Genomic DNA, 9855 nt, shown 5'->3' with positions numbered 1-9855 from the left:
TCTTAAGTGAACGGCATTAGTGCAGTGCACAGCCTTTGTCATTTCTGAAACAAGCAAAAAGTAATTCTTATTAGAACCTGTTGAGCGTTTATGAGTTGAAGATAAACTTCTCAATCGCGACCGCTACACCATGGTCGTCGTTGCTAGCTGTGATGTGATCCGCCAGTTTCTTGGTTTCTTCCATTGCGTTTTCCATTGCAATGCCAAGGCCTGCGTATTCAAGCATATGGTGATCGTTTTCAGCATCACCCATGCAGATGACTTCTTCCGCTTTAATGCCTAAGTGTTTCGCTATCGCTTCAATACCGACACCCTTGTTTGATTTCGGGTTTAGGAACTCTAAGAAGAATGGTGCACTTTGTACGATAGTAAACTGAGTCTTAAGCTCTTGTGGCAACTTACCGATGATTTCAGTCAGCTTGCTTGGTTCAGCGACAATCATAGTTTTGATGATTTCGTGGTCATCTTCTAGTTGAGAAAAGTCGAACTCGGTTATATCTAAGCAATTAATACGCGCTTCAATACCAGTGTACTCATTGTTCTCAGGTGTGATTAAGCCGTGGATCTTGCTGAAAGCATGGACATAACCACCAAGCTGTTCAGCGAGGGCAGCAATCTCTTTTGCGGCTTTACCGTTGCTGATCTCACTGTGAATGATCTCTTTTGTCGATACGTTCTGAACCATAGAGCCGTTGTAGAAGAGTACAAAGTCATCTTCGCCGTCAATCGAAAGCTCATCTAATTTGCTTTGCATGCCTTCTAAAGGGCGACCAGAAGCGAGAACTACTTTCACACCTGCAGCTCGTGCTTTGGCGATTGCGTCTTTGTTCTCTTGAGAAATCACTTTTTCACTGTTGAGTAGTGTGCCATCCATATCAAGAGCAATCAGTTTGTACATGTTGTTCCTTACTAAAAAATTAAAAGCTAACGAAATCTATGGGCGAAAGGATAAGGGAACTTGAAAGTTCAGGCTAGGGCTTTGAGCAACTCATTTATCAGTACTCATTTGTTTGACCAAAAGGGGGAAGTGCTTTAAGGTCTGCGGTTGATTAATTTCATCAAATGATTGAGCTGAGGGAAAGTTGTACAAGATTAATGAAATGTTTGAAACCATTCAGGGTGAGGGCGTGTTTACTGGCGTTCCCGCTGTTTTTGTTCGTCTGCAAATTTGCCCAGTGGGCTGTTCTTGGTGTGATACCAAGCAGACCTGGGAAGCGTTGCCAGAAGAGGAAACCAGCCTTGGCGATATTATGGTTAAGACAGAAGATTCACCTACTTGGTCAGCAATCGATGCTCAAGGAATCGTGAATGAATATATCAAGCAAGGTTACACTGCTAAGCACATTGTGATTACTGGTGGTGAGCCATGCATTTATGATCTTGTTCCTCTTACTGAAGCGTTTGAGCAGCACGGTTGTCGCTGTCAGATTGAGACTAGCGGAACATCAGAAGTTAAAGCCACACCGGACACTTGGGTTACGGTGTCACCGAAAGTGGCGATGAAAGCGAAACTGGAAATCTTAGATAGCGCCTTGCAACGTGCTAACGAAATTAAGCATCCAGTAGGTACAAGCAAAGACATCGAACAACTTGACGGTTTATTGGAGCGAGCAGCAGTTCCTAACGACACTGTTATCGCTCTGCAACCAATCAGCCAAAAAGACCGCGCTACTCAGCTTTGTATTGATACCTGCATTGAGCGCAATTGGCGCTTATCAATACAAACTCACAAATATTTGAGCATCGCATAGGTTGTATTTTTACTGGGCAAGATAAGTCGCTAGTAGAAGGTTCTTGTAAGGATTTAAGATGAAAAAAGCAGTGGTAGTATTCAGTGGTGGTCAAGACTCAACAACGTGTCTTGTTCAAGCATTAAAAGAGTATGATGAAGTTCATGCGATTACGTTTGATTATGGTCAGCGCCATAGACTCGAGATTGAAGTTGCTGAGTCATTGTCGAAAGAGCTTGGTGTGAAAGCGCACAAAGTGATGGATGTGACTCTGTTGAATGAACTGGCTATCAGCTCTTTGACTCGTGACGATATTCCTGTGTCTCATGAGCTGCAAGAGAATGGGCTGCCGAATTCATTCGTTCCTGGTCGTAATATTCTATTTCTGACTCTAGCGGGTATTTACGCTTACCAAATCGGTGCTGAAACCGTGATTACAGGTGTGTGTGAAACAGACTTTTCTGGTTACCCTGATTGTCGTAATGACTTTGTGAAGGCGATGAACTCTGCACTTGTACAAGGTATGGACAAGCAGCTTGATATCAAAACACCGCTAATGTGGTTAAACAAGGCTGAGACATGGGCGCTAGCAGACCAGTACTCAGCACTTGAACTTGTTAGAAACAAAACACTGACTTGTTACAACGGCATTGTTGGTGATGGCTGTGGCGATTGTCCGGCATGTGAACTGCGTAAAGTTGGCCTTAACGATTACCTCGGTGATCGCGAAAGCATCATGGCTGAGTTGGTTCGCAAACAGGCTGAGAATAAATAATTTCAGGTAAATCAATCGGTTCGTTATATGCATCAATAATGCAGTTTCGGCCGTTGCTTTTGGCTTGATAGAGTGCTTGGTCGAGCACTGAATACAAGTCATCAAAGTCACTTAATGCGTTTGAGGTTGCTAGATAAGCAAAACTCGCGGTCACATTAAGTGACTTTTTGCTTTCTGATAAAAAGACAGTGCTTGAAATGGCGTAGTGCAACTCTTCAACGCGTTCTCGTACCTCTGCTGGTGGGGTATCGGTTAACATGATGACAAATTCTTCACCCCCTAAGCGACCAAACAATTCACCATTCACTAAGTGTTTTCTAATTTGATCACTAATATGGACCAGTGCCCGATCACCAGTAGGGTGCCCATGCTCATCATTAATCTTCTTAAACTTATCCAGATCGAGCAGCACGAGCACATGCTGTTTGTCCGTCCCTTTACAGCGTTTCACTCTTTTGATTCTTCGAATTATCTCAGTTCGGCTATGTGCTTTCGTTAAGCCATCAATTGCTGCTTTTGTGCGAACCGTTTTGTTTATCAATACCGTGAAGCTTGCAGCGCAAAGCAACAGAATAACAACGATGTTGTACATCCATCTTTGATGTTCCATTTTTTCAATTTGAACGCGGTCGAGTTTCGTCTGATGTGTCAGGAAAGAGCTTTTTAGTTCTTGTTCATATTTGGCGTGCGTCAGGCCGAGCGCTTCGAGTGCGAGTCGATTGTCGATATCTCTAGCTTCCATTTGTATTGACGAGTATCGCTGGTAGAAATAGAAAGCTTGTTGGTAATCGCTGAGTGATTGATGAATATCAGAAAGCTGAAGAAGTGACTGCGCGATGTATTTATGCCTTGTGACTTGTTCAGCTAATTCTAGCGCTTGTTGAGCATAGTTGAGTGCTTCCGTTGGCAGTTTCTGTTCTTCGAACATATCGCTGATCGCCAAGTAAGCATTGATGCGAATGACATCATTGCTCAGTTCGCTCGAAGCTGAAAGAGACTCAATTAGGTAGGTTCTCGCCACATCATAGTTTTTCGTTTGAGTGTACGCTTTTCCTAAGCCAAGACTTGTGAGTGCAATACCGTAGCTATGCGACGTTGAGCTCAGCAGTGTTCTTGCTGTCTGAAAGTGGTGAATTGCTAGTTCACTTTGCTCTTGGTTAAGGTAGAGATCCGCAAGGCTGTGATGCACTTGTGCTTTCATTAAATCTGAAGCGTTTACTCTGAGAATGAGAGCTTGCTCTAGATACTCCGCCGATTTTTCATATTGCTTTAATTCTTTGAGCAAGTTACCCACATCGTTGTAAACCCCTGAAATATCATGCCCTTGTGGAAACACGTTTATTAGTGATAGGTAGGTGTCTAGTGCAGCTTGATAGTCACTGCGGAAATGATGATTGTTCGCGATGACTCGATAAGTCCCGAATTTTGGTAATACAGGGTCAGCGATGTCATGTAAATCTGACTGAAGGGCAGAGCAGTAATAGTTCGCTTGGTGGTATTTAGCTTGCTCGTTAAGCGATCGGCATAGCTGGTACTTTAGTAAGGCTTTACCAGTTAAATCACTGCGAGATTGCATTTTCGCCAAAAGTGTTAGAAAGCCTTGTTGTGCTTGTTCATATTGGCCTTTGCCGTCTTTCCTCAGAGCAGAAATAAACGCTGTTTCTATCGCTTGGTAGTCATTGTCGTTTGAAGCGATTCCGTAGAACGGCTGATCTCGGTGGCTCATGTATTGATACAGAAGAGACGCAAGGTAAAGCTTATCTCCATAAACCGTTGAGCCGATGTAGCGTGTTTGCAGCATGTTTAATGCGCGCTCAGGAGAGTGGTTTAAAGTAGAGAGATAAAGCGCGTTCCAATCAGCATTTGGAGTAGAGCTTAGATTGGGGGTATAGACTGGTGAATTGTGGTCACGATCTGATGTTGATACTTGGCTATAAGAACAAAAGCTAATGAATAGTAGAAAGGTAACAAAAACGAAGTGATTCACAAGAGACGATCAATCAGATAAAGAACGATATTCTATTATTAGTTTGATGTTGCTTCAAATTTTGAATGGTGCGACTACGTGGTTATGCGAGGTAGGTCTCTAATTTATTGATACTAATCAGAGGTATATCGGTCGCGCGAATCGTGCGACCGATATCGGAAATTAGATGTATAATTTCGCTAGGTCAGAAGGCTCAAGTTCTTTGCCTTCTAATGTTGCATTCCAGTTAGTACCAACAAGAACGCCGTCTTCAGCAAGAGTCAGTAACCAATCTTCTACAAAGATATCTAGTGGAATTTCTAATACTTCGAAGTCAGCCCACTCTTCAACGTTGTGAGTTTGAGCATCTTCTTTTGAAGACCAGAATGGCATCACTTCGCTGTTTTCGAATTCACTTGAGTCACATGCTAGCCAACCTTCTTCGTTGCGAAGGCCCCATACCAGTTTAGTTTCTTGTGTTTCAGAAACGAAAAGTTCTAGATTTGCTTGAGTATCAGCTGTTAGTTTGCTCATGGATTAATTCTCTATGTTGATAACGTGACAAGATTAACATTATAGACGGCTTAGGTATATGCTATTTAAGGAATTATAAGCGTACTGAAACGCTACCTAAAGATAACGTTTCAGATGAGGCATAACTAAGAGTGGTTACTTTCCAATTTTTGTAAAAATATGCCATTCTTCTTTGATGTTGCCTTTGAATCCGGCGACAGAAGCTACAACTTTTCTATTGAGCGCATGGTTGATTTTGGTTCCCTCTTCATTAGAAACGGTATCCCCGTAGCCAACGATTGTCACTCTAGATGGTTGTATACCATTACTTATTAGGGCTCGCCTTACATTTGATGCTCGTTCTTTCGATAAGTCTAAGTTGTGAGCCGCGTTTCCGACTTTACTCGCGTAGCCTTGTAGACGAATGGTTGTGCTTTCATACCGCTTTAAAAACGCGGCCATTTGACGAATTTGGCCAAGAAAAACAGGATTGATTTCTGTTGAATTGTTGGCAAATAAGATGTGAAGTTCTTTCTGTTCCGTTGACTCGAAATAAGAGCCGCAGCCGTCATTATCGATTTCAGCGCCAATCTGTGTATCAACACATAAATCACGGGCGTTGATAACACCATCATTGTCGTCGTCTTCTAGATCGTAACTTTGTACGCTCTCTGGGAGCGCTCGATACTCGAACTCTTCATCGTTTGTTTCAGCTAAAATGTTGGCAGAAGCAACCAATAGACAGAGTGGAAATACAGCTTTTAGCAGCTTCATTAATATTCGACCTTTTCATTCCATTCTTGGGGGATATCGACACGTAAACCTGTCAGTAAATTACCGGTTGCGTTCATGACCCGGTATTTAGCATATTGTTCATCGTACTTGGCATCTAAATAGCCTTTACGAGCTTCAAAGAGCTCATTTTCAGTGTTAAGTAAATCGAGAAGTGTTCGTTTACCGATGCGGTATTGCTTCTCGTAAGAGATAACCGTATCTGATGCTGAGTCTACGTGATCTGATAAGAACTCTTTCTGTTGTACGGTTAAATCAAGTGCGCTCCATGACAAGCGTAGGCTCTCTTCTACATTACGATATGTACTTTCACGCAGATCTTTGGCCTTATTTAATTGGTAAGCAGCACTTTCAGCGCGGTCTTGATCAGCGCCGCCGTTATACAAGTTATATCTCAAGCGGACCATTGCGGAAAATTCGTCACTACTCCCTTCGTTGCCACCTGCGTCATCACGCCAGGTTTGCGCGGCTTCGAAAGAAACAGTCGGATAATTTGAACTTTTAGACTGTTTATATTGGAATTTAGCGGAGTCCACATCGGCTTGTGCAATTTTAATAACAGGATGTTGGTTGAAAGCTTTCGCAAGAGCGCCATCTACGGTGTAAGGAATTGCTCCAGTGTCTGCTCGCGGAAACACTAACCCCAAAGGTGACTGTCCAACAATACGTTTAAATTGAGTATGCGTATCAAACAAATTATTTTGTGCTGCGAGCAAGTTACCATGAGCTTTCGCAATACGAGCTTCTACTTGGGACATATCTGCTGTAGAGCCAATGCCAGATTCGACACGTTTTCGAATATCTCTATAGATATCCTTGTGTGTTGCCAGGTTGTTTTCAGACAGGGTGAGGACTTCATAAGCTTTCACTGCATCAAGGTATACTTTGGTGACCTCGAGAGCGATATCTTGGGCGTTGGAGAGTAATTGGTAACGAACAGATTCTGCATCAGCCGCGGTACGATCAATATCGTTGGAAGTATTTGCTCCATCCCAAATTAACTGAGTCAAAGTAATCGTCGCTTCTTTACGCGTCAGATCTGTTGAATTTGTATTGGTCACTAGATCGGTATGCTCATAACCAATCCCACCATCTAGATCTATACTTGGACGATAAGCACCGCCAGAAGCATCGTTAACGTAACGTTTACTTACGTACTCATTATAAGCACTTTTAATTTCAGGATTGCTTTCCAACGTAAAAGCGACGGCTTGCTCAAGAGTTTGTGCCGCAGCTGGAAAGGTCATTGCTATAGCTAGCCCTAAGGTCGTCGTTTGAATCCTATTCAATTTGCATCTCTCCAAAATGAGTCACACCTGAGTCTTAATTTTGCACGATGATATACAAAATTCAGATGAACCGCCAAAAAAATTACGATCGCTACAACTGGCGCTCGCAAATGGTTGTAAATTTGTTAACCGATCACTGTGCGTATTGTGATGTTTTAATGCACTTAGAACACCTATTAATATGTCAATTATTTTTCGTTAGCACAATAACTTATATCAAATTTAAGAGCGCTTTAAGTATTGATGAGTGTGACCATTGTCATCATGGTGTATACGACCTTGTTAAAATATGCATTCATAACTATGAATTATATGGTGTTAGGTGTTATATTTTACCTAATATTATAAATACAATGTCACTATTTTGACGTTTTGATTGAAAAATGAGTTTTAGGGGTTTATATGGACATGACAGTATTGAATGCGAGCGGTGCATTGGCACTTGGTCAACGCATTGTTGTTTCGGTAGATGGTACAATTAAAGTCCTAGAAGACGGCCAGCCATTACAAGCAGGGGATGTCATTCTTGAATCCCAGAGCGAAAACTCTGAATCTCCAATTTCAGTCAAGCGTTTTTCGCCTGAAGATGGCGGTGAAGTTGAACTAGACCAAGACATTGCAAATATCTTTGCGGCTTTAGAAGAAGGTCAGGATCCGACGGAGCTAGGCGAAGAATTTGCAACGGCAGCTGGTGAAAGTGGTTCAAGCCTAGTAAGTAGCGGGACTATTGAGCGCGACGGTGAAGAAACCATTCCAGGTACTGAATTTGTAACGACGGGCTTTGAAGCGCTGGGAATGTCTCGTACTCAAAGCTTGAGTCTTCTTGATGCTTTCCGTTCGGTTGACCAACCGGATAGCCTAGGCACAGACAGCGAGACCATAGTTGACACAACAGCTCCAGATGCGCCAACACTGACACTTGATACGGACTCTGGCTCAGCGGCGGATGACTTCTTAACCAACGACGGCAGCTTCACAGTCGGCGGCACAGAAGAGGGTGCGACAGTCGAATACCTCGTTGACGGAAACTGGACGACAACCGCACCAGTACCAACGGAAGGTGACAACACGATCACCGTTCGTCAAACCGACGCAGCGGGTAATACATCAGGCAGCAGCGAGCTGACGTTCACTCTTGATTCCACAGCGCCAGACGCGCCGCAAATTGCCCTTGATACCGACAGTGGCACGTTGGCAGATGACTTCCTGACCAACGATGGCAGCTTTACTGTTTCTGGCACTGAAGATGGCGCCATCGTTGAATACTTGGTTGACGGGGAATGGACCACGCAAGCGCCCACGCCAAACGAAGGGGCCAACACCATCACGGTACGTCAAACCGATGCAGCCGGTAACACCTCTGGCTCAAGTGAGTTGACGTTCACACTCGATACTCAAGCAGACCAAGGAACCGTCACAGTTGATAACATCACAGCCGATGATGTCGTTACGGTCACCGAACAAGGTCAAACTATTGCTGTGACGGGCCGTGCTACTGGTGGTGATATTGAGTCTGGTGACAGTGTCACTGCGACAATCAATGGTAACGAGTACACAACGACGGTCAATGAAGATGGCGGTTGGCAACTTGATGTGAGCGGCGAAGATCTTGCTTTAGATACAGATTTTAATGTCACTGTCGAATCAACAGACATTGCGGGTAACAGCAGTAACTCTACGGGGATCTCTGAGCATAGCTATAATGATACTCCGCTAATCGTCAACCTCAATGTCGATCCAGTTACCGATGATTCAATAATTAATTCAAGTGAATCTCAGGCGGCTATCACTATCACTGGCTCTGTGACCGGTGATGAATTCTCATTGGGTACTGTAAGCTTGGTTATCAATGGCAACCAATACACAGGAGTTGTCAATCCGGATACAGGTTTATTTGAGATCGAGGTTAATGGCTCAGACTTAGTTGCAGATAGCGATACGATTATTGATGCCTCTGTATCCGTCGTAAACGACATTGGCCAAGTGGGTGATGCTGAATCTACCGAGAAATATTTCACTGATACATCTGCCACCGCAGTGATCCGAGTTGATCGCATCACCGCGGATGACACGATTAACGCGGAAGAAAGCCAAGGGAATGTGTTCGTATCTGGCCGAGTTGGCTTTGATGCTGGACCGGGAGATACAGTTACTCTCGATATCAATGGAAATACGTACACAACCACTGTTCTAGCCGACAAAACTTGGTTTGTAGAGGTTTCAGGTCAAGATCTTGCCAACGATACACAATTTAATGCATCGGTTTCTGGTATTGATGACGCAGGAAACCCATATACGGCCACGACTGTTTCAACGCATACGGTCGATCTTGAAGCCGACAAAGGCAGCGTGACGGTTGATGACATCACAGCCGATGACGTGATTAACAAAGCCGAAAGCGGACAAACCATCACGGTTAGCGGTACGGCGAAAGGTGGTGACATCAGCGAAGGCGATGTTGTGACCATGACCATCAATGGTACCGAGTACACCACCACCGTGGATGGCGATGGCAACTGGACAGTGGATGTGGCGGGCAGCGATCTGACGCAAGATGCCGAATTTGAAGTTGTGGTCACATCAACCGATAGCGTAGGCAATTCAGTACAAAGTAAAGTGATATCTACTCACGAGGTTGATACGGGTATCAGCAAACCGACCATCGATCTGGTTGCGTCGAGCGACAGCGGCAAAGAAGACGCTCACGGCAGCGACACAGACAACCTGACCAACGATACGACGCCAACCTTCACGTTCGGCAACATCGATGATGATGTTGAGAAAGTGGAA

General features: G+C 44.0%; 8 protein-coding genes. 3 read left to right on the top strand and 5 right to left on the bottom strand.

All coding sequences use genetic code 11. The annotated features are described in order from the left end of the window. Nucleotides 1-88: 88 nt before the first annotated feature. A complete protein-coding gene (locus AB4503_RS25320; RefSeq protein WP_017062301.1) occupies nt 89-898 on the bottom strand; it encodes a Cof-type HAD-IIB family hydrolase in 810 nt (269 codons plus the stop codon). Nucleotides 899-1082: 184 nt separating this feature from the next. On the opposite strand from AB4503_RS25320, the gene queE reads away from it, so the two are divergent. Together queE and queC are read left to right on the top strand one after the other, a co-directional pair. After that, nucleotides 1083-1751, top strand: coding sequence for a 7-carboxy-7-deazaguanine synthase QueE (gene queE / locus AB4503_RS25315; RefSeq protein ID WP_346762947.1), 669 nt, complete (start codon nt 1083-1085; stop codon nt 1749-1751). A 58-nt stretch (nt 1752-1809) separates the two neighbouring features. Next, nucleotides 1810-2505: a 7-cyano-7-deazaguanine synthase QueC gene (gene queC, locus AB4503_RS25310; RefSeq protein WP_017063822.1), complete on the top strand. Its 696-nt coding sequence runs from the start codon at nt 1810-1812 to the stop codon at nt 2503-2505. Here the strand turns inward: queC and AB4503_RS25305 are convergent. The 4 genes from AB4503_RS25305 to AB4503_RS25290 form a co-directional block, all read right to left on the bottom strand. Continuing rightward, on the bottom strand, nt 2465-4492 hold the full coding sequence (locus AB4503_RS25305; RefSeq protein ID WP_372115908.1) for a diguanylate cyclase: 2028 nt from the start codon (nt 4490-4492) through the stop codon (nt 2465-2467). The two genes, queC and AB4503_RS25305, sit on opposite strands and share 41 nt — an antisense overlap. Nucleotides 4493-4654: 162 nt before the next feature. Then, nucleotides 4655-5005 carry a DUF2750 domain-containing protein gene (locus AB4503_RS25300; RefSeq protein ID WP_017062305.1) on the bottom strand — a complete coding sequence of 117 codons (351 nt, stop codon included), beginning with the start codon at nt 5003-5005 and terminating at the stop codon, nt 4655-4657. A 135-nt stretch (nt 5006-5140) separates the two neighbouring features. Continuing rightward, nucleotides 5141-5758: an OmpA family protein gene (locus tag AB4503_RS25295; protein ID WP_010438560.1), complete on the bottom strand. Its 618-nt coding sequence runs from the start codon at nt 5756-5758 to the stop codon at nt 5141-5143. Further along, complete coding sequence (locus tag AB4503_RS25290) at nt 5758-7023, bottom strand: TolC family outer membrane protein (RefSeq protein WP_010438562.1); 1266 nt, start codon at nt 7021-7023, stop codon at nt 5758-5760. Before AB4503_RS25290 ends, AB4503_RS25295 begins: the two co-directional genes overlap by 1 nt. Before the next feature lie 444 nt (nt 7024-7467). On the opposite strand from AB4503_RS25290, the gene AB4503_RS25285 reads away from it, so the two are divergent. Next, on the top strand, nt 7468-9855 hold a 2388-nt coding region (locus tag AB4503_RS25285), incomplete at its 3' end, for an Ig-like domain-containing protein (protein ID WP_372115907.1).

The organism is Vibrio sp. 10N.222.55.B11 (genome assembly GCF_041473705.1).
GTDB lineage: Bacteria > Pseudomonadota > Gammaproteobacteria > Enterobacterales > Vibrionaceae > Vibrio > Vibrio crassostreae_C.
Note: the sequence above shows the minus strand (reverse complement) of the source record. Positions and strands in the feature narration are given on the sequence as shown.